The sequence below is a fragment of the Streptomyces sp. NPDC002701 genome (assembly GCF_042889045.1).
GTDB lineage: Bacteria > Actinomycetota > Actinomycetes > Streptomycetales > Streptomycetaceae > Streptomyces.
The window spans coordinates 289,387-314,139 of the sequence record NZ_JBIAQL010000007.1; the positions used below are offsets into that span (position 1 = coordinate 289,387).

Annotated in this window: 20 protein-coding genes and 1 pseudogene; 5 read left to right on the forward strand and 16 right to left on the reverse strand. The window is 72.4% G+C overall.

Translation table 11 applies throughout. The features are described from left to right. Positions 1 to 88: 88 nt before the first annotated feature. The 14 genes and pseudogenes from ACFYXC_RS21720 to ACFYXC_RS21785 form a co-directional block, all read right to left on the reverse strand. Positions 89 to 1,126 carry an ABC transporter substrate-binding protein gene (locus ACFYXC_RS21720; protein ID WP_389553692.1) on the reverse strand — a complete coding sequence of 346 codons (1,038 nt, stop codon included), beginning with the start codon at positions 1,124 to 1,126 and terminating at the stop codon, positions 89 to 91. A gap of 83 nt (positions 1,127 to 1,209) precedes the next feature. Next, positions 1,210 to 5,652, reverse strand: coding sequence for an amino acid adenylation domain-containing protein (locus ACFYXC_RS21725; RefSeq protein ID WP_389553693.1), 4,443 nt, complete (start codon positions 5,650 to 5,652; stop codon positions 1,210 to 1,212). Then, positions 5,639 to 5,896 carry a phosphopantetheine-binding protein gene (locus ACFYXC_RS21730; RefSeq protein ID WP_388906057.1) on the reverse strand — a complete coding sequence of 86 codons (258 nt, stop codon included), beginning with the start codon at positions 5,894 to 5,896 and terminating at the stop codon, positions 5,639 to 5,641. The genes ACFYXC_RS21725 and ACFYXC_RS21730 overlap by 14 nt, the downstream gene beginning before the upstream one ends. A gap of 124 nt (positions 5,897 to 6,020) precedes the next feature. Further along, positions 6,021 to 7,625: a long-chain-fatty-acid--CoA ligase gene (locus tag ACFYXC_RS21735; RefSeq protein WP_389553694.1), complete on the reverse strand. Its 1,605-nt coding sequence runs from the start codon at positions 7,623 to 7,625 to the stop codon at positions 6,021 to 6,023. 55 nt (positions 7,626 to 7,680) lie between these two features. Then, positions 7,681 to 8,238 carry an FcoT family thioesterase gene (locus tag ACFYXC_RS21740; RefSeq protein WP_389553695.1) on the reverse strand — a complete coding sequence of 186 codons (558 nt, stop codon included), beginning with the start codon at positions 8,236 to 8,238 and terminating at the stop codon, positions 7,681 to 7,683. Then, positions 8,235 to 9,173, reverse strand: coding sequence for a TauD/TfdA dioxygenase family protein (locus tag ACFYXC_RS21745; protein ID WP_389553747.1), 939 nt, complete (start codon positions 9,171 to 9,173; stop codon positions 8,235 to 8,237). Before ACFYXC_RS21745 ends, ACFYXC_RS21740 begins: the two co-directional genes overlap by 4 nt. A gap of 59 nt (positions 9,174 to 9,232) precedes the next feature. After that, positions 9,233 to 9,472: an acyl carrier protein gene (locus tag ACFYXC_RS21750; RefSeq protein WP_388906049.1), complete on the reverse strand. Its 240-nt coding sequence runs from the start codon at positions 9,470 to 9,472 to the stop codon at positions 9,233 to 9,235. Between the two features lie 105 nt (positions 9,473 to 9,577). After that, positions 9,578 to 11,014, reverse strand: a complete 1,437-nt coding sequence (locus ACFYXC_RS21755) for an MFS transporter (protein ID WP_389553696.1) — start codon at positions 11,012 to 11,014, stop codon at positions 9,578 to 9,580. Then, positions 11,011 to 11,763 carry an aspartyl/asparaginyl beta-hydroxylase domain-containing protein gene (locus ACFYXC_RS21760; RefSeq protein ID WP_389553697.1) on the reverse strand — a complete coding sequence of 251 codons (753 nt, stop codon included), beginning with the start codon at positions 11,761 to 11,763 and terminating at the stop codon, positions 11,011 to 11,013. Before ACFYXC_RS21760 ends, ACFYXC_RS21755 begins: the two co-directional genes overlap by 4 nt. A 158-nt stretch (positions 11,764 to 11,921) precedes the next feature. Then, positions 11,922 to 12,509, reverse strand: a pseudogene (locus ACFYXC_RS21765) (sigma-70 family RNA polymerase sigma factor); the annotation flags it as partial. Positions 12,510 to 12,823: 314 nt separating this feature from the next. Beyond that, positions 12,824 to 13,498 (reverse strand): hypothetical protein, encoded by a 675-nt coding sequence (locus ACFYXC_RS21770; protein ID WP_389553698.1) that lies wholly within the window; start codon positions 13,496 to 13,498, stop codon positions 12,824 to 12,826. A 30-nt stretch (positions 13,499 to 13,528) separates the two neighbouring features. Then, entirely contained in the window at positions 13,529 to 14,044 is a 516-nt protein-coding gene (locus tag ACFYXC_RS21775; RefSeq protein ID WP_389553699.1) for a copper chaperone PCu(A)C, read from the reverse strand. Further along, positions 14,041 to 16,305: a heavy metal translocating P-type ATPase gene (locus ACFYXC_RS21780; RefSeq protein WP_389553700.1), complete on the reverse strand. Its 2,265-nt coding sequence runs from the start codon at positions 16,303 to 16,305 to the stop codon at positions 14,041 to 14,043. Before ACFYXC_RS21780 ends, ACFYXC_RS21775 begins: the two co-directional genes overlap by 4 nt. Continuing rightward, positions 16,305 to 16,571: a hypothetical protein gene (locus tag ACFYXC_RS21785; protein ID WP_389553701.1), complete on the reverse strand. Its 267-nt coding sequence runs from the start codon at positions 16,569 to 16,571 to the stop codon at positions 16,305 to 16,307. Before ACFYXC_RS21785 ends, ACFYXC_RS21780 begins: the two co-directional genes overlap by 1 nt. A 380-nt stretch (positions 16,572 to 16,951) precedes the next feature. Here ACFYXC_RS21785 and ACFYXC_RS21790 point away from each other — a divergent pair, with 380 nt between their 5' ends. The 3 genes from ACFYXC_RS21790 to meaB are packed head-to-tail and all read left to right on the forward strand — an operon-like array spanning position 16,952 to position 21,914. Continuing rightward, positions 16,952 to 18,760 carry a methylmalonyl-CoA mutase family protein gene (locus ACFYXC_RS21790; RefSeq protein WP_388906034.1) on the forward strand — a complete coding sequence of 603 codons (1,809 nt, stop codon included), beginning with the start codon at positions 16,952 to 16,954 and terminating at the stop codon, positions 18,758 to 18,760. Further along, positions 18,760 to 20,934 carry a methylmalonyl-CoA mutase gene (scpA, locus tag ACFYXC_RS21795; RefSeq protein WP_389553702.1) on the forward strand — a complete coding sequence of 725 codons (2,175 nt, stop codon included), beginning with the start codon at positions 18,760 to 18,762 and terminating at the stop codon, positions 20,932 to 20,934. Before ACFYXC_RS21790 ends, scpA begins: the two co-directional genes overlap by 1 nt. Continuing rightward, the gene (gene meaB, locus ACFYXC_RS21800) at positions 20,931 to 21,914 is read left to right on the forward strand and encodes a methylmalonyl Co-A mutase-associated GTPase MeaB (protein WP_388906030.1); all 984 of its coding nucleotides are present in this window, start codon (positions 20,931 to 20,933) and stop codon (positions 21,912 to 21,914) included. The genes scpA and meaB overlap by 4 nt, the downstream gene beginning before the upstream one ends. Before the next feature lie 39 nt (positions 21,915 to 21,953). On the opposite strand, the gene ACFYXC_RS21805 is transcribed toward meaB, so the two are convergent. Then, on the reverse strand, positions 21,954 to 22,286 hold the full coding sequence (locus ACFYXC_RS21805; protein ID WP_388906028.1) for a hypothetical protein: 333 nt from the start codon (positions 22,284 to 22,286) through the stop codon (positions 21,954 to 21,956). Positions 22,287 to 22,524: 238 nt separating this feature from the next. On the opposite strand from ACFYXC_RS21805, the gene ACFYXC_RS21810 reads away from it, so the two are divergent. Continuing rightward, positions 22,525 to 22,797 carry a hypothetical protein gene (locus ACFYXC_RS21810; RefSeq protein WP_389553703.1) on the forward strand — a complete coding sequence of 91 codons (273 nt, stop codon included), beginning with the start codon at positions 22,525 to 22,527 and terminating at the stop codon, positions 22,795 to 22,797. A 270-nt stretch (positions 22,798 to 23,067) separates the two neighbouring features. On the opposite strand, the gene ACFYXC_RS21815 is transcribed toward ACFYXC_RS21810, so the two are convergent. Further along, complete coding sequence (locus ACFYXC_RS21815) at positions 23,068 to 23,709, reverse strand: superoxide dismutase (protein WP_388906024.1); 642 nt, start codon at positions 23,707 to 23,709, stop codon at positions 23,068 to 23,070. Positions 23,710 to 24,014: 305 nt separating this feature from the next. On the opposite strand from ACFYXC_RS21815, the gene ACFYXC_RS21820 reads away from it, so the two are divergent. Then, entirely contained in the window at positions 24,015 to 24,653 is a 639-nt protein-coding gene (locus ACFYXC_RS21820; protein ID WP_388906022.1) for a precorrin-8X methylmutase, read from the forward strand. The last annotated feature ends 100 nt before the right edge of the window (positions 24,654 to 24,753 follow it).

Here is a 24,753-nt window from a genome sequence, read left to right on the forward strand (position 1 = left end):
GCGAGTGACAGGCGCAGGCCGCCGGGGACGGCCCGCAGCAGCTGCGCGGACCGCGGAACCCGTCCCGGCCGCACCGTCCGTCCTGGCCTCAGAATTTGTCGGGGTGCAGCATCTCGGCGATCTTCCGCACGGCCAGGTCGTTGCTCGGTCCGAGGTACATCGAGTCCGACACGGCCACGTACGTGCTGTTCTTCGCGGCCGGCCACTGGGGGAACTCCTTCAGCAGTTTCCTGGCGTAGGCCGCCGGGTTCGGGTCGTTGTAGCCGATGACGACGAGCGCGTCCACGTCGGTGGCGGCCACTTTCTCCTTGCTCAGGTCGGCGAAGGAGGTCCTGGACGCCGACGCGAAGGCGTTGGTGCCGCCGGCCTTGGCGAGGATGTCGTTGTAGATGCCCTTGGCGACGACCGAGCTGAAGTCGTTGCCGCCCATGACCATGTTGGAGAAGAGGACCATGACTTCGGGCCGCTTCTCGCCCTTCACGGCGGCGGCGACGTCGGCGATGTTCTTCTGCGACTCGGCGATCAGCTCCTCGGCCCGCTCGGTCCTGCCGAAGATCTTCCCCATGTCGCGCAGGAGCGTGTAGCTGTCCGCGACGGTCATCTTCGAGGTGTCCTGGTCGCAGCCCTGCGGCGAGACATAGGTGTGGGCGCCCACGTCCTTGAGCTGCTCGCGGGTGGCGAAGCCGTTCTTCTCGTCGAAGCCGTAGGAGGTCGTGGACAGCACCAGGTCGGGGCGCAGCCCGATCATCGCCTCGCGCGGGACGTCGTAGGCGTCGTTGAGCTTGACGTCTCCGGTGGGCAGGGCCTTGATGGCCTCGGCGCGGCCTTTCACCTCGGACATCCCGTACCTCTGCTGGTTGGCGACGATCCGGTCGCCGAGGCCGAGGGCGAGCAGTGTGGACACCTCGGCGACCGAGGCACCGTTCATGACGACCACCCGGCCGGGCGCCTCGGTGAACTTCTGGGTCACCCCGCAGTTCTCGAGGGTCACCGGGTAGCCCGTCCTGGCCGCGGCGGCGGCTGCCCCGCCTTCGGCGCCGGTCTTGTCGGTCGTGTCGGCGCAGGCCGTGGTGACCAGACAGAGAGCGCCGGCCAGGGCGAGGGCGACCGGCCGTTTCTTCGACATGCGGGGCTCCTTGGTGCGGGGGTGCGACTGGTTCTGTTGCAGTAGTCGGGAGAGGGATCCGGTGAGTTCCCGCCTTCGCCGGGCTACCGGGCCGGTACGACGGGACGGCCCGGGCGGCCGGCCGGCGCGGGCAGCGTGCCGGCGGTGACGCAGTGGTCGAGGTAGCGGAAGACGAGGTCCCGGTCGACGGGCGGGTAGGTGAGGCCGCTGCCGTTCAGACCGCTGACGACGTTGTCGCAGCGGACGCGGCCCAGTCGGAGGTCCAGAGAGAGGTCGGGTGGGAGGTCGGGTCCGGTGGCGCCGGTCGCGCCGGCGGGTTCCGCGCCCTGGGGATCGGCGGTGTCCGTGCCGGTCGTGGGAGCCGTCGCAGTCGTGGCAGCGGTGTCCCAGGAGTCGAAGAAGGCGAGCGTGGTGGCCGCCGCGGCCGAGAGGTCCGCGGAGCGCGCCAGTTCCGCCCGCCATGAGGCCACCGGCATGCGGCGCAGCGTGTAGCCGTACTCCCCCAGCCAGTCGTAGAGGTCGCTCAGCCGCAGAGGGGCGGTGGCGGCGTGGTGGAAGACGGTGGCGTCCGGCGGGCGGTTCGTGAGGCAGAGGTGGACGAGGGCTCGGGCGACGTGGTCGACCGGCGTCCACACCTCCTCCTCGTACAGGTCGGGGACGATTCCCGCCGGAACTCCCGCGCGCAGGACGCTCCACAGGAAGTCCCGCTCGTTCACGTGACCGGTGCTGTACGGGCCGACGATCCGGCCGAGCCGGTGGACGGTGACGGGCAGGTCCCGTTCGGCGGCCTGTTCCAACAAGCGCTCGGCCGCCCATTTCGACTGCTGGTAGCCGGACCGCAGCCCGGGGTGGGGTGGGAGGAACTCCTCCGGTACCTCGGGGCTGAGGGCGAGGGGCGGCGCGACGGAGAGGGTCGACACGTAGTGCAGGGGTGTGGAGCGGGGAGCCGCGAGGCGCAGGAGCTCCCTGGTGGATCCGGTGTTGGCGGCGCGGAGGGTGGCGTACTCGCGCAGGACGCTGACGCTCGCGGCGTTGTGGAAGATCGCCGCGCAGCCGCGGGCCAGTTCCTCGAAGTGGGTGTCGTCGAGGCCGAGCCGGGGGCGGGCGAGGTCCGCTGGCACCGCGGTGATGCGGTGCGTCGCCGGGTGTGGGAGGCGGATGCGGTGGTCCCGCAGGGACTGGTGGACACGGGCGGTCGCCGCGGCCGGGTCCGTGGCCCGCACGGTGCAGACGATCTCCGCGTCCGTGCTGGTCAGGAGTTCGGCCAGCAGGTGGACGCCGACGAACCCGGTGGCGCCGGTGAGGAGGATCCGTTCGGGTCGGCGGGCCGCCCGGCGTCTGGCGCCGGGGCGGGGGCGGATGTCCGGATCGAGGACGGTGTCCGCGAGCAGGGTGGCCGGCAGACCGGGGGTGACGGATGCCTGTTCCCGCTGCTGCAGGAAGGCCGCCAGTCCGGCGGGGGTCGGGTGCTGGAAGAGCCAGGCCACCTTCACGTCACAGCGCAGTTCGGCGGCGAGACGGTTCGCGACCTGGATGGCCTGGAGGGAGTGGGCGCCCAGCTCGAACACGTCGTCCTGCGCGGACAGTGCCGCGACGCCGAGGGCGCGTTGCCAGACCGCGACGACGGCGCGCTCCGGTCCGCTGCCGGAGGGGGCGGACCGCGTACCGGGGCCGGGTGCCCTTTCGGCCAGCGCGTTCCTGTCGGTCTTCCCTGAGCCGGTCCGGGGCACCCGGTCCAGGTACTCGACGGTGGAGGGGATCATCGCGGCGGGCAGCCGCGCCCGGAGGTGGTCCCTCAGCAGGGCCGCGGCCGGGAGCGGCCCGTCCGGGACCACGTACGCGACCAGGCGCCGCGTCCCGTCCTCCAGCACCTGCCCGACGACGGCGGTGTCACGGACCGCGGGATGTGTCAGGAGCGCGTTCTCGACCTCGGCGGGATGCACACGGTGACCGCTGATCTTGAACTCCGTGTCCGACCGGCCCAGGTGCCGCAGCTGCCCGTCGTCGCCGATGCGCACCAGGTCGCCGGTCCGGTAGGCGCGGGGGGCTCCGGGCAGCCGGTCGAGCGGGGCGAAGCGGGCCGCGTCCTCCGGCGCGGCTCCCCGGTAGCCGAGGGCCAGGGTGTCGCCCAGGAGGTGGAGTTCACCGTCGACGACGGCGGCCCGGACGCCCGGCAGCGGCAGTCCGATGGGGACGTCTCCGGCGGTGCGGGAGGGGTCGTGCAGGTCGGCGACGGTGGCGACCACGGTGGCCTCCGTCGGGCCGTAGGTGTTGAGCAGCCGCACCGCCGTGCCGACCGCCGTGCGCCAGCGGTCGACCCGCTCGGGCAGGGCCGCCTCACCGCCGATCACGACGGTACGTATCCCGTTGGGCAGCGCGGCGGAACCGGTGGAGACCGCGTGGGCCAGTTCGTGCCAGTAGGCCGTGGGCAGGTCGAGGAAGGTGATCCGCAGCCGTGCGCAGGTGTCCAGGAAGTCCGGGACCGAGTCGGTCGCGCCGTCGCCGCGGACGACGAGCGTGGCACCCCGGCACAGGGTGAGAAACACCTCCTCGATGTACGTGTCGAAGTGCGGCGGGGCGAACTGCAGGACGCGGTCCTCGCGCCGGAGGCCGTAGCGGTGCGTGGCGGCGGCGACGAAGTGCGCGAGGGCGCGGTGGCCGATCTCGACGCCCTTGGGGCGCCCCGAGGTGCCCGAGGTGTGGATGACGTAGGCGAGATCGTCCGGCGTGGGGGACGGTGGCTGCGGGGTGCCGGGCTCGTGGTCGGGCTCGTGTGAGGGCTCGTGCGGCTCCTCCAGGACGAGTACGGCGTGGTCCGTGAAGTCGTCGGCGTGGGCCCCGGTCGTCAGGACGAGCGCGGGGCGGGCACCCGCCGACAGAGCCGCTCTGCGCGCCGGCGGCGCGGCCGGGTCGAGCGGGCAGTAGGCGGCTCCGGAGAGCAGCACGCCGAGGAGGGCGGTGACGGCTTCGGCGCCGCGCGGTACGGCGACGGCCACCAGGTCGCCGCGGCCGACGCCCCGGGCGGCCAGCCGCCGGGCCAGCGCCCGTGCCGCGTCGAGCAGGCGGGCGTAGCTGACGGTGCGTCCGTCGTGCTCGACGGCGACGGACCGGCCGCGCCGGGAGGCGTGTGCGGCGATCAGGTCGAGGACCGGGTGGGCGGGGCCGGGCAACGGCCCGCCGTCCAGGACCGGGACCGGGGCCGCCGCACGGGGCCGCGGCCCGCCGAGCGCCCGGTCGGGGGCGGCGACGGCCTGCCCGAGCAGCAGGAGCAGTCGCTGCTGGAACGCGGTGACGTCCGCCTCGTCGTAGAGGTCGGGGTTGGCGTCCACGACGAGGCGCAGTCCGCCGCCTTCGGAGCGGTCGTAGACGTTGACGGAGAGGTCGTCGACAGGGCCCGCGGAGACGTTGTGGACGGTGCTGCGATGTCCGGCGAACCGCAGGTCGTACGCGAACGGCATGATGTTGACGCCCGGCCCGGACAGCCGGCGCCGCCCGCCGACGAGTCCGAGATCGCGCCGGAGTCGTTCGTAGCGGTAACGCTGGTGCGGGAGGCCGGCGCGCAGTTCGCGGGAGACGCGCGGCGCGAGGTCGCGCAGGCTGTCGGTCGGGGCGACGGTGGTGCGCAGGGGCAGGATGTTGCGGATCATGCAGGGCACGCGCAGCGCGACGGAACCGAGGCGTCCCATCACCGGCAGGCCGAGGACGATCTCGGGTGCGCCGGTCGTGAGGTGCAGGTGGGCGGCGGTCACGGCCAGCAGGACGTCGGACCAGGTGACCGACAGGTCGCGGGCGACCGTCCGCAGGGCTTTCGTCCGTGCGGCGTCGAGGTCGGCCGTCCGGCGGTGGAAGGTTTGCGCGGGCAGCGCCGTACGGCCGGCGGGCGTGGCCACGGGCGGCCGGTCCGCGAACCGGTCCGTCCAGTAGGCGCGGTCCTCTGCGCGGCGGGGCGAGTCCCGGTACGCGGCTTCCTCGTCCCGCACCGAGGCCAGGGTGCCGAAGCCGCTGTCCGCCACCGGCCGGCCGGCCGCCAGGGCGGTGTAGACCTCGGCGACCCGGCGGGCGACCAGGGACAGGCCGAAGCCGTCCAGGGCGATGTGGTGCACCCGGTGGTACCAGAGGAACTCCTCCGGTGCGATCCGCAGCAGGGCGTGGCCGAAGAGGGGGCCGCGGGTGAGGTCGACGGGGCGGGCCATGTCCCTGTCGATCCAGGCCCGGGCCGCCGCGTACGGATCGGGTTCGGCGGTGTGGTCCGCGGTGTGCAGGCGCCAGTGGCCGGCCGGGGCGTGCGTCTGCCGGGGCCGGCCCGCGTCGTCCACGACGAAGACGGCGTTCAGGGCCTCGGTCTCCGCGACCACCTGGTGGAGGGCCCGGTCGAAGACGGCCGTGTCCACCGGCCCGTGGATGCGCACGTATTCGGCGGTGTTGTACGCGGGACTGTCCACATCCAGTTGCTGGCCGGTCCAGATCCCCTCCTGGGCGGCGAGCAGGGCGTGGCGTCCGGCCGTGCCGTCGTCAGGCGCCGGCACGGTCGGCCCCCTGTCGCCGTGCGGAGAGCAGCCGCCACCACTGGGCGAACGAGGTGCACTCCGCGAGCTCGACGAAGTGCACGTCCACGCCGGTCTCCCGCCACCGTTCGATGAGGGTGACGATGCGCAGGGAGTCCAGTCCGGCCGACAGGGGGTTCTCGTCGAGGTCGATCTCTTCGGGTGGCTGGTACAGGAACTCCGCCAGGTCCGCGCGGAAGCCGTCCAGTGTGAGGGGGGCTGTCATGTGGTTCTCTCTCGGCCGTCTGACGTGTCTGAACTGTCTGTCCTGCTTGGGCTGTTCCGGCTGGGCTGTCCTGGCTGGCTGTTCCGGCCGGCTGTCCGGCAGGCGCGTCGCGCGTCGGAGGGGGTCAGTTGACCTGGCGTGCGGAGTCGGTCCAGAAGCGGTCGCGCAGTTCCCGGCGCAGGATCTTGCCGCTGGGGTTGCGGGGGACGTTGTCGATGAACTCGTAGCGGGCGGGCAGCTTGAAGGCCGCCAACCGCGGGACGAGGAAGGTGTGCAGGTCCCTGGGTGTCGGCCGCTGTCCGGGAGCCGGGACGACGAAGGCGTGCACGTACTCGCCCCAGCGTTCGTCGGGGGCGCCGACGACGACGGCCTCCGCCACTCCGGGGTGACCCTCCAGGACGTTCTCGATCTCGGCGGGGTAGACGTTCTCGCCGGCCACGAGGACGGCGTCCTTGATGCGGTCGCGGATGAACAGGTAGCCGTCCTCGTCGAGGTAGCCGGCGTCCCCGGTGTGGATCCAGCCGTCGACGAGGGTCTCGGCGGTCTTTCCCGGCAGTCCCCAGTACTCGACCATGCGGGCCGGCGTGGCCAGGCAGACCTCGCCGACCGCGCCGGGCGGCAGTTCGCGCCCTTCGGTGTCGATCACCTTGGCGCGCACTCCCGGATAGGGCCGTCCCGCCGCCTGCATGAGGGGATCGCCGGGGGTGTGGGCGGCCGGTGGCAGACAGACCGCGGTGTTGCCTGTCTCGGTGAGTCCGTAGATCTGGGCGAACTCGCAGTCCAGGACGGCGAGGGCTTCCTCCAGGAGCGCCTCGGAGATCGGGGAGCCGCCGTAGACGACCTTGCGCAGGGTGGTGAAGTCCCGGGCGCCGACGCCGGGTTCGGTCAGCAGCATGCGGAGCATGGCGGGCACCACGCAGGCGGTGGTGATGCCGAGGTCCCGGATCAGACCGACGGCCTCGCGGGCGGCGAAGGCACGCAGGGCGACGACGGTCGTCCCCGCGTTGAAGTTCTGGGTGGCCCACCACAGACCGCCGATGTGGAAACCCGGGATGCCGATGAGCGCGAGGTCGCCGGCCCGCCAGTCGATCCAGTCCAGCCCTTCGCTCGCCAGGGCGGCACGGATCGCGAAGAAGCTGCGGTGGGCGAGGACGACACCCTTGGGCAGCCCGGTGGTGCCGCTGGTGTAGAGCTGGGCGACCGGCGTGTCCGGGGTGGCGTGCGAGGGCGGGTCGCTGTCGGGGTGGGACGCCTTCCATGCGCGGAAGCGCTCCCCCAGCTCGACGGTCGTCTCGGGCGGCGCGGTCGGCATCTTCTCGACGGTCGGCGCGAACTCGGGCTCCAGGAAGAGCAGTCGGGTGTCCGAGTCCTGGAGGATGTGGCTGATCTCCGGTGCGGTGAGCCGCCAGTTGACGGGGACGAGGACGGTGCCGCTCTTGGCGCACGCGAACAGCACCTCGTAGTAGTGCTCGGACTCCTTGCCCAGGTAGGCGACCCGGTCGCCCGGTGCCAGGCCCGCGGCCCCGAGGGCGTGGGCGATGCGGTTGCTCTCGCGGTGCAGTTGCCCGTAGGTGAGGGTGCGGCCCTCGCAGAGCACCGCGGCGGTGGTGGGCCGGTGCTCCGCGTGGAAGCTCGCGGTCTGGACGAGTGTCCGCAGGTGCGGATGGTGGAGCTGTGGCTGGTGGAGCTGTGGGTGGTGGACGTCTACTTGGTCCGGCCGGCCGTTCATGAAGGCAGTCCGACCTCTCTCGCGGGACGCGGCTGTGTCGGGGGAGATTGCTGTCTCAAGGGACGTTGACGAATGCGAGGGTCGCCTCGCCGTCGCACCGGCCCGCGTCGGCGTCCCGGTAACGGAACGCGGTGTCGGCGTACAGGAAAGAGCTCCCGCCGCTCGTGGCGCGTCGCCTGACGTCCCGGAATTCCAGCTCTCCGGAGAACGCGCGGGGGTCGACGGGCTGCCGGAAGGTCACCGTGAATCGACCGATCAGGATGTCCGGGAGCTGGTGCCGCCAGAAATCGTCCATCGTCCAGGACGCGAACTCCGTCAGCAGCCCTTCCTGCACGGACTTGGCGACGAGGTAATACATCATCTGGTTGTAGCAGATGTTCGCCTCGGCGGAATTCAGATGACCGGTGTCGTTGATGTAGCACGACTCGGGGATCGCGAACGCACAACGGGCGGCCACCCGCCCGGCGTCGTCGGTCACGACGGCCGAGCGGAGGTACGCGCAGTTGTCCTTGTAGGGCATCAGTACGCGGGCCAGCAGCCCCTCGTCCGTGGGGTACCGGGTTCCGGCGCGGTGGGCCGTGGCGGGCCCGGCCGCCGGGCGCTGGACGGTCATGCCGCGGGACTCCCGTCGCCGGTCCGTTCGCCGGGCCCGTCACCGGTCCCGTCGTCGATTCCGTCGTGGAGCCTGCGCTCGTCGTGCACGGTGACGCGGAAGGAGACGGCCGGCTCGGGCGTGCTCGTATGCCGGGCGCGGTGGATGAGGCTGCGGTTGTCCCAGATCAGCAGGTCGCCCTGCTCGAAGGTCTGCAGGTGGATGGCGTCGTGCTCGAAGGTCTCGTCCAGCTGGCCGGTGGCCTCGAACAGGCGCTTGAGCAGTTCCTCGTCGAGCGGCGCCCCGGTCTCGTCCTCGATGCCGACGGTGAAGCCCTCACTGATGTAGAGGATCGTCTCGCCGGTCATGGGGTGGGTGAACGTGGTCGGCTGCACGACGGCCGGGGTCTTCCGCTCGACCTCCTCGACGATCTCCGAGATCGGCCGGTAGACGTCCTGGGGCCGGATCTTGAAGTACTTGCGCACGGAGTGCCGGCAGTACGTCCCGGCGATCTCCTTCTTCAGGTCCCCGGGCAGCCGCTCGTACGCCCGGCCCATGTCGATGAAGTACGTACCGCGGTTCTTCTCCGGGATCACCTGGGGGTATATCAGGGTGATCCCGAAAGGACTCGGCATGAACTGGTAGTCGGCGTGCCAGAATTTCCCGGTCTTCGGTACGCCTATCTGCTGTCCGTTCCGCGGGACGTTGGAGGACACGAATATCTCGGTGACCTCCGGGTGGTGGTACATCGGCTCGTAGTAGGTCTCCGGCCGGCCCAGGAGTTCGCCGAGTGCGAGGAATTCCTCGGGAGAGAGGTCCTGTCCTTTGAGGACGGCGATCTTCTTCGTGTAGACGGTGTTCTTGAGCGCGTCGATGTCGGCGTCCGAGGCGTCGGCGTGGTCGAAGCCCTCGACCGTCGCGCCGATCGCGGTGCCGGGCTGTTCCTTGATCCGCAGGTGCACGGGGTGATGCCTTTCGTGGCAGGGGATGACCGACCGGGGGCCGGTCGTGGTGGTCAGACGGCTGCCCGCCGGCTCTCGATCAGGTCGGCGAGCTCGGCGAGGGTGAGGTCGGGCTGGAGTTCGTCGTCCGCGACGGGCACGCCCAGGTCGCGCTCGACACGGATGCTGATCTCGACCGTCGTCAGCGAGTCGATGTCCAGTTCGCCGAGGGTCGCCGCGGGGCGGAGCCGGTCCGCCGGGATGTCGTGGAGCCTGGTCAGGATCTCGACCAGTCGCTCATAGGTGCTGCTCATGACGTGGTCCGTTTCTCCTTGGACGTACCGGTGCACGTACGGGTACGGGAATGGGTATGGGTCGGGTGGCCGGGTCGCTCGGCGACGGCGGGCGCGGGGGCCGGGCTACCGGCGGCTGTGCGGGACGTGGGGTTCTCCTGGCTCGACGGGGGACGACCGCGCGGGCCCGGCCGTCCGGTGGAGGACAGAGAGCGCGAGTGCGCCGCAGCCGATGCCTGCCGCTGCCGTGAGGACCGCGGTACGGAGGCCGTCGAGGAGGCCGGCTCCGGTGGCGTCCTGCCCACCGGCGCCGGCGACCGCGACCAGTACGGCGAGGCCCACGGCGCCGCCGACCTGCAACGTGGTGGACGCCATCCCGGAGGCGACGCCCTGGTCACCGCGGGCCACCCCGGCGGACGCGGCGATCCACATCCCCGTCCACGCCGCCCCCTGCCCCAGGCCCAGCAGCACGATCCCCGGCAGCAGCGCCGGATACGAGCCGCCCGAGCTGAACGCCAGGGCCAGGGCCGCGGCTCCGGCGGCGCCCAGCGTCATACCGCCGGCCAGCGTGCGGCGTACCCCGAACGCGGACACGGCACGCTCGCCGGCCTGGGTACCGGCGGCGACCACCACGGCGGGCACGAGGAACGCGAGCCCGGTGGCGGCCGCGCCGTATCCCCGCACGGTCTGCAGATACAGCGTCAGGAAGTACGGCACCGAACCGAAGGTGGCGCCGAAGAGGACCGTCACCCCCATGGCGGCGAGCAGACCGCGGTGGGCGAGCAGCCGGGCCGGCAGGAGCGGATCACGGGACCGCCGCTCCACCACGGCGAAGAGCGTCAGCAGCCCGACGGACAGCGCCGCGCTCACGAGGACCGTCGGAGTGCCCCAGCCCTCGGCGGGCGCCCGTACCAGTGCGAACACCAGGAGCGTGCTGCCGCCCGTCGCGGTCAGCGCACCCGCCACGTCGAACGTCCGCGAGCGGTCCCGCGGTCCGTCCGCGGGAAAGAGCAGCCGTCCGGCCACCGCGAGGACCACCGCCACAGGGACGTTGACGAAGAACACCGACGGCCAGCCGAACGCCTCCACCAGGAGCCCGCCGAGGAGGGAGCCGAGACAGAGCCCGCCCGCCCCCGCGGCCCCCCAGACCGCCAGGGCACGGTTCCGGTCGGGTCCCTCTTCGTACAGGGTGCTGATCAGGGACAGCGTCGCCGGGAACAGCAGGGAGCCTCCGACGCCCTGGACGGCCCGGACGGCGATCAGGACGCCGGGCGTGCCGGCCAGACCGCCGACCAGGGACGACCCGCCGTACAGCAGCGCCGCGAGGACGAACGTCCGGCGCCGGCCGAGCAGGTCCGCGGCCCGGCCGCCCAGCAGCAGGAAACCGGCCGTGGCCACGACGTAGCCGCTCACCACCCACTGCAGGTCGTGGTCGGAGAAGCCCAGTCCGGCACCGATCGCGGGCAGTGCGACGTACACGATGTTGTGGTCGAGCGAGATGACGAGCTGCGCCGAGGCCAGCACCAGCAACGGCAGTCCGAGCGGCTTGAGTCCGTGCCTCATCCGTCCTCCATGAGCCGGCGGATCCCGGTGACGAGGGCGACCAGCGCCCGGCGCTCCGGGACCGTCGTCTCCGGATGCCAGAGGTCGACGAGCAGACACGTCCGGGGCCTGTCGCCTTCGTTGCGCGCCTCGTGCTCGAAGGAGTAGTCGAAGAGCAGGCACTTGCCCTCCTCCCACGTACGCCTCTCTCCGGCGACCGTGATGCTGCACCCGTCGGGGATGTCCACGGCGAGATGGAGGTTGATGCTGAAGTTCCACAGATCGCAGTGGGGTGCGATGACGGCGCCCGGCAACAGGGTGGAGACATGGCATTCGAGGAGGGGGCAGATCGTCTCCGTGTCGACGGCGACGTCCTTCAGCACCCGGTAGGCGGTCGGAGTGATGGCTGCCGACTCGGCGACGAGAGCGCCCGCACGGTAGAGGTGGAGGGCCTGCCAGTTCTCCTGGCGTGTCAGATAGTGCTCGTAGTCGGAGAACGCCTCCCGGCGGGCGGTCCACGCGGCGGTCAGCTCTTCCTTGATCGCCTCGTGGCCGGCCTCCAGCTCGCGGACGACGGGCGCCAGTTCGGGGTAGGCGTACGGATCGTGCCAGGGCGTGGGAGACAGCCCCGGCATGATCCATCTGGCCGCCTTCTGCAGCGGGTGCCGTTCCTGTCCGCCCGGTTCCAGCATCCGCTCGACCCGGCCGATCGACTCCGTGCCGAACTCGGCCCTGACCGCGGCGAAGGCGCTCTCTATCTCTGGTGTCACATGACTCTCCGGATTCAGCGGTCCGACCCGTCTCCCGGGTGCACGGGTGCAGGGCCGCCTTCGCGCGCGGGAAGGGAGGGGAAGGGGCCGCGCTGTCGAACCAGTAGTCGGGCGCCGGTCCGTTCGAGTTCCCGGCGTTGCGCGGCGGTGCGCTCCGCTCCGGCCTGACGGACGGTGCCCTCCTCCGCTTCGGCGAGGAGACGGACGAGGGTCGCGCGGGCCCGTGCCACCCGTGAACGGATCGTCCCGACGGCGCAGCCGCTGAACTCGGCGGCCTCCTCGTAGGGCAGCCCCGCCAGCTGGGTGAGGACGAACGCCTGGCGGCGCTCCGGGGCCAGGGCGTCCAGCAGGTCGAGCAGCGCCACGCCCTCCTCGAAGCCGGGCAGTCCGAGCGGCCGGGCCCGGTCGGCGGAGGCCGTCCAGTCGTCCGTGTCGGCGGGCCGGGGCCGGGCGGCGGCGTACCGCAGGCTGTCGACCACCGTGCGGCGCGCGATGGAGAGCAGCCAGGTACGCGCCGACGAGCGCCCCTCGAACCGGTGCAGGCTGCCCAGCGCCCGCAGGAACGTGTCCTGGGCCAGGTCGTCGGCGGCCTGGTGGTCGGCGCCGGCACGGGTGATGTAGCGGACGACATCGGGATGCAGGGCCCGTACGAATCGCTCGACGGCGTCGGGGTCGCCGCCGCGGGCGGCCAGCGCCCAGGCGGTGGCGGGATCGTGGTGCGCGGCGGGCAGGACAGGAGTGGTCACCTGTGGGTCCTTCGCGGATGGTCCGGGACGGCCCGCGCCGGCCTGCCCCGCTGCACGGGCAGGCGGGGGCAGCGAGCAGCGCGCGGGAACGCGGGCGCACGTGTGAGCCCGCGTGAGCACCGGTGAAGTCGCTCTGCCGTGAACTCGCTCCGACGCTCCCGCGCAGACGTCCCGGGACGGTGGAAGAGGGGGTGAGGACGTCCGCCGTACGGCGTGGCGCCCCTGCCCGAGGCGGGCCCTGTCCCGGGCCGGACACCGAGGTGGCGGTGCTCGCGGAACGGCGGGACGCGGGACGGCTCGGGAAGCCGGCTGTCTCAGACGACAGCGGACCGGGTCGGTGGCCCCCGGGAGATGATCATGTGGGCACGTCGCAGCCGGGGCGCGCGCTCCGCCCGCCGGCGCACCGGCCGACGGCCCGGCCGACGCGCCGCGGCCGGCCGGACGGCGGCCGGCGGGCGCAGCGGGACGGTCAGCCATCCCGCGACGGTCCGCAGCAGTCGGAACGCGGCCCGCTCGCCGTGGGCCAGCCACAGACCGCTCAGCAGCGCGGCCGACACATGCGCGGCGAGCATGCCGGCCGACGACGTGCCACCACCCGCATCGTGGGGCAGCTGACCCAGGTGTTCCATGTGCGTCGCATGGGCTCCGTGAGCCCCATGAGCCCCATGAGCCGCGTGCACCGCGTGTTCAGCATGTCCCGCGTACGGGGCGTGGCTCATGCCGGTGTCCCCGCCGGCGGGGTGTGCCTGGGCGAAGACCGTGTGGAGAGCGCCCTGGGCGACGACGGAGACGGAGACGACGAGGGAGAGCCCGCGTTCGCGGCCCGCCAGACACCAGCCGACGCCGCCGGTGACGGCGTACCCGCCGGCCACCGTCCACCAGGGCACGGCGGAGCCCGACATCAGCACATGACCGAGCGCGGCGAGCAGTACGCAGACGGCCGCGAACACCGCGGCCCGGGCCGTGCGCACACCCCACCCGACGGTCATGACGGGCCTCATCCCCTCACTTCCCCATCCTCATCCCTGCCCCGGCCGGTCCACCACCGCGGAGCTCCGCACGGTCCCGCTGCGCTCGAAGTGCAGGGTGAACGTGACGAGATCACCGACGCGCCAGTCCGGGTTCGCCGGCACGATCACGTCGAGGCCGCTCGGGGACATGGCGATGCTGTCCCCGGCCGGGACCGGGACCGAGGTCACCGTCCGAGCGGAGGCCGAGCCGGTGCCCGTCATGCGATGGCGGCTGAATCGGGTGGCGCCGTCGACCTGGGCGGACGTCACCTTGAGCAGCCGGTCCGCCGAGCCTCCGCTGTTGGTGATCCGGAAGAAGGCCGCCGTCTCCGGGGTGTCGCCGGTGGGCAGGAACACCCGGCCGCCGGTGACCGCGACCCGGGCCGGGCTGCCCGCGTTGCCGAGGGCGGTCCACATGCTCAGCCCGCCGAGGGCGAGGGTGCACGCGGCGACGGGTGCGAGCGCCGCGAGGAGGGTGTCGGTGAGCCTGCGGCGCGTCGGCCGCCAGAGGGCGTGGTCGGTCATGGGGTACGTCTCCGGGTCGCGGACGAGGGCTGCCAGGCGCGCAGGCGCAGGCTGTTGGCGACGACGAGGACCGAGCTGGCCGACATGGCCGCGGCGGCCAGCATCGGGTTGAGCAGGCCGACCATGGCGAGCGGCACGGTGACGACGTTGTAGCCGAAGGCCCACACGAGGTTGGCGCGGATGGTGCGCAGGGTGCGGCGGGCCAGCAGGACCGCGTCCGCCAGGGCCTCGATGTCGCCGCGCACCAGCGTGACGTCGGCGGCCCCGATGGCCACGTCGGTACCGGTGCCCATGGCGATGCCCAGGTCGGCGCCGGCCAGTGCCGCGGCGTCGTTCACCCCGTCGCCGACGACCGCGACCCGCAGCCCCCGCTCCCGCAGGTCCTGGACGAGCTCGGCCTTGGCCTCGGGCGTACGGCGGGCGTGCACCTCGTCGATGCGCAGGGCGGCGGCGACGGCGCGGGCGGGCGCCTCGCGGTCGCCGGTCGCGAGCACGGGACGGACACCGAGGCGCCGCAGCCGTTCGACGGCCCGGTAGCTGCCGGGCCGTACGACGTCGCCGATCTCGATCAGGGCTTCGGCCCTGCCGTCCACCCGTACCGTGACCGGCGTGCGGGCGGCGGTCTCCGCCGCCGTCAGGGCGTCCGCGAGCGCGGTGTGCGTCCCGTCGTCCGTGGCGAGCACCTCGACGAGGTGTCCCTCGACCCGGCCGCGCACTCCACGTCCCGGCATCGCCTCGAAGTCGGCCACGTCGGGCAGGAGTTGACCGGGCTGCTCGCGTCGGGCGTACGCGGCGACGGCGCGTCCGAGCGGATGTTCCGAGCCCTGCTCGACGGCTCCGGCCAGCCGCACCACCGCGTCCCGTCCGAGTCCGTCGGGCACGGCGGTGACGGCGGCGACCGTCATGTGGCCGGAGGTGAGCGTGCCGGTCTTGTCCAGGACGACGGCGTCGACGTGTTGCAGCCCCTCCAGGGCCTGCGGTCCGGTGACCAGGACGCCCAGTTGGGCTCCCCGGCCTGTCGCGGCCATCAGCGCGGTCGGGGTGGCGAGGCCCAGCGCACACGGGCAGGCCACGACCAGGACGGCCACGCAGGCGGTGACGGCCGCCTGGGTGTCGGCGCCCGCGCCCAGCCAGAACCCGAACGTGGTCACGGCCAGCGCCAGGACGACGGGCACGAACACCCCGGCCACCGTGTCGGCAAGTCGCTGGGCGCGCGCCTTGCCGGCCTGCGCGTCGCTGACGAGCCGGGTGATGCGGGCGAGCTGGGTGTCCGCGCCGACGGCCGTGGCCCGTACGAGCAGCAGCCCGCCGGCGTTGACGGCCCCGCCCACCACGGCCGAACCCGGTCCGACCTCGACCGGGTCGCTCTCACCGGTGACCAGTGACAGATCCACCGCGGAACTGCCCTCCACCACCTCTCCGTCGGTGGCGACCCGCTCGCCCGGCCGTACGGCGAAGACCTGTCCTGCCGTCAGCTCAGCGATGGGGACGCGCCGTTCGGTGCCGTTCTCCCGTACCGCGACGTCCTTGGCGGCGAGGTGTGCCAGCGACCGCAGCGCCGCCCCGGTTCCGCGGCGGGCCCGCGCCTCCAGGAAGCGTCCCGCCAGCACGAACAGCGGTACGGCGACCGCCGCTTCGAGGTAGAGGTGCGCGACGCCGTCCGAGGCGGAGGGCACCAGTGTGAACGGCATCCGCATGCCGGGGTCACCCGCTCCCCCGAGGAAGAGCGCGTACGCCGACCAGGCGAAGGAGGCCAGCACACCCAGTGACACCAGGGTGTCCATGGTGGCCGTGGAGTGCCGCAGTCCGCGTACCGCGCGGACGTGGAAGGGCCAGGAGCCCCACACGGCGACGGGCGCGGCGAGGGCGAAGCAGAGCCACTGCCAGTTGCGGAACTGGAGGGCGGGCGCCATCGACAGGACCAGTACGGGCAGCGAGAGGAGGGCGGTGACGACCAGCCGGTCACGCTCGGGCCGGATGTCCTCGGCCGCGTCGCCGTCCGCGGCCGCCCGTTGCTCGTTCTCCGGCGGTTCGGGTGGGGCGGCCGAGTAGCCGGCCTTCTCCACGGTCGCCACGAGCAGCTCGGTGCCGATGTCCGCCGGGTGGGTGACACGGGCCGTCCCGGTGGCCAGGTTGACCGTCGCCGTGACCCCTTCCAGTCTGCCCAGCTTCTTCTCGACGCGGCTCACGCAGGCCGCGCAGGTCATCCCTCCGACGGTGAGGTCGGTGGTCACCAGGGCGGTGGCGGGTTCGACACGCATCAATGGCCCCCTTCGCCCATGTCACCCATGCCGCCCATGTCCCCCGTGTCGTCGTCCCCGCCGGTGCCGGTGCCGCCGCCAGTGCCGGTGCCGTGCATCGCGGGTGCGACGGGTCCGACGGCGGCCCCGGCGACGTACGAGCAGGTGAAGATCAGGGCGAGCAGCAGCAGGAAGCCGCAGAGGGCCGGCGGGGGCACCGTCCTGCGCAGCAGCGCACCGGATGCGCCGGCTTCACCGGGTGCGGGGGATTGCCGGGACTTGTCCATCAACCGCGTCTCCAGGTCGCGTCGTACGGCGTCACTCGGATCGCGCCGTACCGCCTCAGTAGTCGGAGCGGTCGGCGGCCGAGTTCCGGCGAGCGCGTGTGGCCCGGGTCACAGGAGTGATGGGGTCCAAGTGATGGGGTCCAGGTGCGGCGGAAGGCTCAAGCGCAACTCCGGCGAGTCTCGTCCGCACGACCGGCACGGCGACCGGACGACCCCCGCCCGCACCCTTCGCACGCCGTGCGGAACAGGGCCCGCGGAACCCGGATAAGGGCAGGTAGGGGTAGGCGTGAGCGGTGAGGCGGAACTCACAAAATCCACGAGGTCAAGGTCACAGTCCTCGCCTCTGCTGCGACTCCAGGAAACTGCCCTAGCATCCGAGCATGACGGTCCTGCCCAACGACGGGCTCTCGCTGGCGGCCGAGTTCCCTTCCGCGACACATGATCAGTGGCGACGCCTGGTGGCGGGCGTGCTGAGCAAGTCGGGGAAGGCGGTCTCGGACGAGACGGCGGAGGCAGCCCTGTCCACCGCGCTGGAGGACGGGCTCACCACCCGCCCCCTCTACACGGCGCACGACGACGCCCCTGATCCCGGCTTCCCCGGCTTCGCGCCCTTCGTACGAGGCGGCCGACCCGACGGGAACACCGCCGACGGCTGGGGGGTGCGCCAGCGGCACACGACGGCCGACGGCCCCGCGGTGCTCGCGGACCTGGAGAACGGCGTCACCTCGCTCTGGCTGGTGCTCGGCGAGGGCGGCTTCCCCGTGTCGTCGCTCGCCGAGGCCCTGGACGGTGTCCACCTCGACCTGGCGCCCGTCGTCCTCGACGCGGGACGCGACGCGGAGGCCGCCGCGCGGGAACTGCTGCGGCTGTACGAGGAGCGGGGTGTCGCGAAGGACGCCGTACGCGGCGGTCTCGGCGCCGACCCCCTGGGACACGAGGCGCGCACCGGCGAGAAGCAGACCCTCGCACCGGCCGTCGGGCTCGCCCGGCGGTGCGCCGAGGAGTACCCGGGGCTCCGGGCGTTGACCGTGGACGCGCTGCCGTACCACGAGGCAGGCGGCTCGGCCGCGCAGGAGCTCGGCGCCTCCCTGGCGACCGGCGTCGCCTACCTGCGGGCCCTGACCGAGGGCGGCATCTCCGTCCACCAGGCGTGCGGGCAGCTGGAGTTCCGGTACGCGGCCACCGCCGACCAGTTCCTGACCATCGCCAAGCTGCGCGCCGCCCGCCGGCTGTGGGCGCGGGTCGCCGAGGTGTGCGGGGCGCCCGCGGCCGGGGCCCAGGTGCAGCACGCCGTGACCTCTCCGGTGATGATGTCGCGCCGCGATCCGTACGTGAACATGCTGCGCACGACCATCGCCACGCTCGCCGCCGGGGTCGGCGGCGCCGACGCCGTGACCGTGCTCCCCTTCGACCACGCCCTCGGGCTGCCGGACGCCTTCGCCCGCCGTATCGCCCGCAACACCTCGACGATCCTGATGGAGGAGTCGCACCTGGCACGGGTGATCGACCCGGCGGGCGGCTCCTGGTACGTGGAGCGGCTCACCGACGAACTCGCCCACGCGGCCTGGGAGTTCTTCCAGCACATCGAGGGCCTCGGCGGCCAGGCCGCCGCCCTGCGCTCGGGCCGTCTCGGCCAGGACCTGGCCAGGACCTGGGAGGCGCGCAGCGCGAAGCTCGCCAAGCGGCGCGAGCCCATCACCGGGGTCAGCGAGTTTCCGAACCTCACCGAGCGGATCGTGGAGCGCGAGCCCGCTCCCGAGCCGCCGTCCGGCGGACTGCCGAAGGTGCGCCGCGACGAGGCGTACGAGGAGCTGCGGGCGCGTTCCGACGCGCACCTCGCCGCCACCGGCAGCCGGCCGCGCGTCTACCTCGCCACCATCGGCCCCGCCGCCGCTCACACCGCCCGGACCTCGTTCGCCGCGAACCTCTTCCAGGCCGGCGGCATCGAGCCCGTCACCGAAGGGTCCTTCGAGGACAGCGGGGCCACCGAGGTGTGCCTGTGCTCCAGTGACGCGCTGTACGAAGAGCAGGCCGCGAGCACCGCCGAGGGTCTCAGGTCGGCGGGCGCCCGCCATGTGTTCCTGGCCGGCCGTCCCGGGCAGTACACGGATGTCGACACGTACGTCTTCGCGGGCTGCGACGCCGTCGCCGTGCTCACCACCACCCTCGATCGCATGGGAGTGTCCTGATGGGAATCCCCGACTTCTCCGGGATCCAGCTGGGGACCCCGGCCGCCGACGGCGGTGCCGACGACTGGCGAACGGCCGTCAAGGCGGCGACCGGCGGCGACGAGGCGTTCTGGGAGACCCCGGAGGGCATCGCGGTCAAGCCGCTCTACACCGGCCGTGACGTGGAGGGTCTCGACTTCCTCGGGACCTACCCGGGCGTCGCGCCGTACCTGCGCGGCCCCTACCCCACGATGTACGTCAACCAGCCCTGGACGATCCGCCAGTACGCGGGCTTCTCCACGGCCGAGGAGTCCAACGCCTTCTACCGGCGCAACCTCGCCGCCGGCCAGAAGGGCCTGTCGGTCGCCTTCGACCTGCCCACCCACCGCGGCTACGACAGCGACCACCCGCGGGTGACGGGTGACGTCGGCATGGCGGGCGTGGCCATCGACTCGATCCTCGACATGCGCCAGCTCTTCGACGGCATCCCGCTCGACAGGATGACCGTCTCGATGACGATGAACGGCGCCGTGCTGCCGATCCTCGCGCTCTACATCGTGGCGGCGGAGGAGCAGGGCGTGCCGGCGGAGAAGCTGGCCGGGACCATCCAGAACGACATCCTCAAGGAGTTCATGGTCCGCAACACCTACATCTATCCGCCGAAGCCGTCGATGCGGATCATCTCCGACATCTTCGCCTACACCTCGCAGCGGATGCCCCGCTACAACTCCATCTCCATCTCGGGCTACCACATCCAGGAGGCCGGGGCGACGGCCGACCTGGAGCTGGCGTACACGCTCGCGGACGGCGTCGAGTACATCCGCGCGGGTCGCGAAGCCGGCCTGGACGTCGACGCGTTCGCGCCGCGGCTGTCCTTCTTCTGGGCGATCGGCATGAACTTCTTCATGGAGATCGCCAAGCTGCGGGCGGCCCGCCTGCTGTGGGCGAAGCTGGTGAAGCAGTTCGACCCGCAGAGCGTCAAGTCCCTGTCCCTGCGCACCCATTCGCAGACCTCGGGCTGGTCGCTGACCGCGCAGGACGTGTTCAACAACGTGACGCGCACCTGCGTGGAGGCGATGGCCGCGACCCAGGGCCACACGCAGTCGCTGCACACCAACGCCCTCGACGAGGCGCTCGCCCTGCCCACCGACTTCTCGGCGCGCATCGCCCGCAACACCCAGCTGCTGATCCAGCAGGAGTCGGGCACCACCCGGGTCATCGACCCGTGGGGTGGCAGCGCGTACGTCGAGAAGCTCACGTACGACCTCGCCCGGCGGGCCTGGCAGCACATCGAGGAGGTCGAGGCGGCGGGCGGCATGGCCAGGGCCATCGACGCGGGCATCCCCAAGCTGCGCATCGAGGAGGCCGCGGCCCGTACCCAGGCCCGGATCGACTCCGGCCGCCAGCCGGTGATCGGCGTCAACAAGTACCGCGTCGAGACCGACGAGCAGATCGACGTCCTCACGGTCGACAACTCCTCCGTACGCACCCAGCAGATCGAGAAGCTGCGGCGGCTGCGGGCGGAGCGCGACGAGGGAGCGTGCCAGGACGCCCTGGCCGCCCTGACCCGGGCGGCCGGCGGCGAGGGCAACCTGCTGGAGCTGGCGGTGCACGCGGCGCGCGCCAAAGCCACCGTCGGGGAGATCTCGGACGCGCTGGAGAAGGTGTACGGGCGGCACGCGGGCCAGATCCGTACGATCGCCGGTGTGTACCGCAACGAAGCAGGCGAGTCCCCGTCCGTGGACCGCACCCGTACGCTCGTGGACTCCTTCGAGGAGGCCGAGGGCCGCCGGCCGCGCATCCTGGTCGCCAAGATGGGCCAGGACGGCCACGACCGCGGCCAGAAGGTGATCGCCACCGCCTTCGCCGACCTCGGCTTCGACGTCGACGTCGGCCCGCTGTTCCAGACCCCGGGCGAGGTGGCCCGGCAGGCCGTGGAGGCGGACGTGCACATCGTGGGCGTCTCGTCGCTGGCCGCCGGACACCTCACCCTCGTCCCGGCGCTGCGGGAGGAACTGGCGGCGGAGGGGCGGGAGGACATCATGATCGTCGTCGGCGGGGTGATCCCGCCGCAGGACGTGCCGACCCTGCTGGAGATGGGCGCGGCGGCCGTGTTCCCGCCGGGGACGGTGATCCCGGACGCGGCGTACGACCTCGTGCGGCGGCTCTCGACCGGGCTCGGGCACGACCTGTGATCGAACTCGACACCTACGTCAAGGGTGTGCTCGACGGGAAGCGGGCGCTGATCGCGCGCGCGATCACTCTCGTCGAGTCCACCCGTCCGCAACACCGTTCGCTGGCGCAGGAGTTGCTGACCGAGCTGCTCCCGCACAGCGGGCAGGCCCGGCGGATCGGGATCAGTGGTGTGCCGGGGGTCGGCAAGTCGACGTTCATCGACGCGTTCGGCACGATGCTCACCGGTCTGGGTCACCGGGTGGCGGTGCTGGCCGTGGACCCGTCCTCCAGCCGTACGGGCGGCTCGATCCTGGGTGACAAGACCCGTATGGAGCGCCTGGCCGTGGACCCGGCGGCGTTCATCCGCCCCTCCCCCACGGCCGGCACCCTCGGCGGCGTCGCCAAGGCGACCCGCGAGTCGATCGTCGTCATGGAGGCCGCGGGCTACGACGTGGTGCTCGTGGAGACGGTCGGTGTCGGCCAGTCGGAGACGGCGGTGTCGAACATGGTCGACTCCTTCCTGCTGCTGACACTGGCCCGCACCGGCGACCAGCTCCAGGGCATCAAGAAGGGCGTCCTGGAGCTGGCGGACGTGATCGCCGTCAACAAGGCGGACGGCCCGCACGAGCGTGACGCGCGGGCCGCGGCACGGGAGCTGGCGGGCGCCCTGCGGCTGATGCACGGCAAGGACGCGGCCTGGACACCGCCCGTACTGAGCTGCAGCGCCCGTGAGTCGGCCGGCCTGGACACCGTCTGGGACCGCCTCGAACAGCACCGCACGCTGCTCGACTCCACCGGCCGGCTCGCCGCCAAGCGGCGCGACCAGCAGGTCGACTGGACCTGGACGATGGTCCGCGACGAGCTGCTCGGCCGTCTGCACGCCGATCCGGCCGTACGAGCTCTCGCGCCCGCCCTCGAACAGCAGGTGCGGGACGGCGAGTTGACGGCCACGCTCGCCGCGGAGCGGATCCTGCGGGCGATGGGCGGGGCGAACTCCTGACGCCTCGGCGCCCAGCGGGTCACGAGGCCGGTCAGCGGGTCACGAGGTGCTGTCCCGTACGTCGAGGTGCGCCCACGGGTCGTCGACCTGCTGTGCCCCGGCCGCCTCGTCCTGGGCGGCCGCTTCGGCGGCCGCCTCCCTGGCCCGCTTCTTGAACGCCACGGTCCGGCGGGCCTTGGCGATGACCTCGTCGTGGTCCCAGCCGAACGTGGCGGCGTCGAGCCGCGCGACGAAGGCGGTCAGCAACTCGGGGCTGATGGCCTCGAGCGCGGCACGCAGCTCGGCGAGCGTCTGCGGACCGTCGGCGAACTCGAACTCGAACGCGTAGTCCGAGGACGTCTCGGGGCTCGGCTCGTGCGGTAGCGCGGACATGTGTGTGACCTCCGGTCGTGATGTCCCCACGGTACGCGGTGAGGGCGGCCCCCGTGCAACGAGGACCGCCCGGCGACGTGCCGGCCGGGCGCCGGAACCCGGTGCCCGGGCAGGGGTATGCCAGGGCCGTTTGCCGGCGCCACGTGCCGCTGTCGTACCACATCAAGACCCGGTGACGACCACATCACGAAGGACTGCACAGGCGTAGCCGGTCGCGCGGCCCCTCGTTGAACGTGGCATGACGACGTGTGACGAGGGCGGGCCTTCGGTGGTCTTCGCGCTGGTACCGGGTGCGTCCTGGCTGGACGACGAGAGTGACTGCCGTTGGTGCAGCATCCTCCTGGGTCCTGGTTCCGTCGCGGCACCCGCTCCGGCGGACCGGGTACGCGGACGAAGCGCCGAGCAGCACGCCAGAACGGTGCGTGCGTGGATGGAGCGGACCCGGCGGGCGATACTCCTGGTGTCCGCCCTCACCGTACTGGCCGCACTGGCCCTGGTGGCGTCGGGCTGACCCGGCGCCGGGAAATGCCACGAAATGCCCGGCCGACGGTGCGGGACGAGATCCGCGCCTCCCTGGGAGGGTGTCAGGGGCCGCCGCCGTGGTCGGCGACGGCGGCGGCCCGCCCCCTCCGTGCGCGGGCGGCGGAGAAGCAGAGGGGATCCCGCGAGTCACGTCCTCGCGGGATCCCCTCTGTTGTGCTGCCTGCGCGTGAAGGGTGAGAAGACGATCACGAGCAGGACATCTGTGCGGACGCCCGCACGGCGTCACGGTGTCACTGCGTCACGGCGCGAGCAGCAGGCTGTCGCCGCGCTCCTTGGCCGCGGCGTAACGCCTGGACACGTCCTGCCAGTTGACGACGGCCCACATGGCGTCGATGAAGTCGACCTTCTGGTTCTTGTACTGGAGGTAGAAGGCGTGTTCCCAGGCGTCGAAGACCAGGATCGGCGTCGAGCCCTGGCCGACGTTGCCCTGGTGGTCGTAGACCTGTTCGACGATCAGCCGGCCGCTGAGCGGCTCGTAGGCGAGGACGCCCCAGCCCGAACCCTGCGTGGTCGCGGCCGCCTTGGTGAGCTGCGCCTTGAAGCCGGCGAAGGAGCCGAACGACTCGGTGATCGCGTCCGCGAGGTCGCCCACGCCGTCCGCGGCCAGGGGCTCGCCACCGCCGTCGCCGGTCATGTTGTGCCAGTAGATGGAGTGCAGGATGTGCCCCGACAGGTGGAAGGCCAGGCTCTTCTCCAGGCCGTTGATCGAGCCCCAGGACTCCTTCTCGCGCGCCTCGGCGAGCTGCTCCAGGGTGTCGTTCGCGCCCTTCACGTACGCCGCGTGGTGCTTGTCGTGGTGCAGCTCGACGATCTGCGGGTTGATGACCGGTTCGAGCGCCGCGTAGTCGTACGGAAGCTCCGGGAGCGTGTAGAGCGCCATGTCCAACATCCTTCGGCCGAGTTATTGCCACTCATGTGCAGTTGCACGCTATCAGCAAGAAGCCGTACGCCGTGGGGAAACGTGTGCGGGTCGGAGTGGCGTCGCCGCCCGTCCGGCAGGTGCGGACAGCCACGGAGGGCGGGGCGCACGGCCGGCGGGCACGTCGGTAAGCTCGCCGCCATGTCGACGGCGGCCTCCGTTCGTCGCCCCGGGCCACAGCGGTCGCACGGCATCGCGGTGCCGCCCGTCCGGAGACACCGCGGCCGCACGCGACGACCGACCGAGAGCAGTGAGAAGAGAACACCGTGACCACGTCCAGTTACGCGTACGAGAAGGACGGTGCGGCGATCTACCGCCAGTCCTTCGCCACCATCCGCGCGGAGGCGGACCTCACGGCGCTGCCCGCCGACGTCGGCCAGGTCGCCGTACGGATGATCCACGCCTGCGGGATGGTCGACCTGGTACGCGACCTCGCCTTCACACCGGACGTGGTGACCCGCGCCCGGGCGGCCCTGCGCGACGGCGCGCCGGTCCTCTGCGACGTCCGGATGGTGGCGTCCGGCGTGACCCGCAAGCGGCTGCCCGCCGGCAACGACGTGCTCTGCATGCTGCCGGATCCGTCCGTTCCCGCGTTGGCGGCGAAGCTGGGCACCACGCGCAGCGCCGCCGCGCTGGAACTGTGGCGTGACCGGCTGGAGGGTGCCGTGGTCGCCATCGGCAACGCGCCGACCGCCCTCTTCCGCCTCCTGGAGATGATGGAGGAGGGCGCTCCCCGCCCCGCCGCCGTCATCGGCGTCCCGGTCGGCTTCGTCGGCGCCGCCGAGTCCAAGGACGCACTCGCCGCGAACCCGTTCGGCCTGGAACACCTGGTCGTACGCGGCCGTCGCGGCGGCAGCGCCATCGCCGCCTCCGCGGTCAACGCGATCGCCGACGAGACGGAGTGAGCGGGAGGCGGTAGGGATCGGCGCTGACCACGGCGGCACGCCGAGCCCGGCGTTGGCCGAACCGCCCGGCGGCCTCCGTCGGGTGTCAGCAGCCCACGTC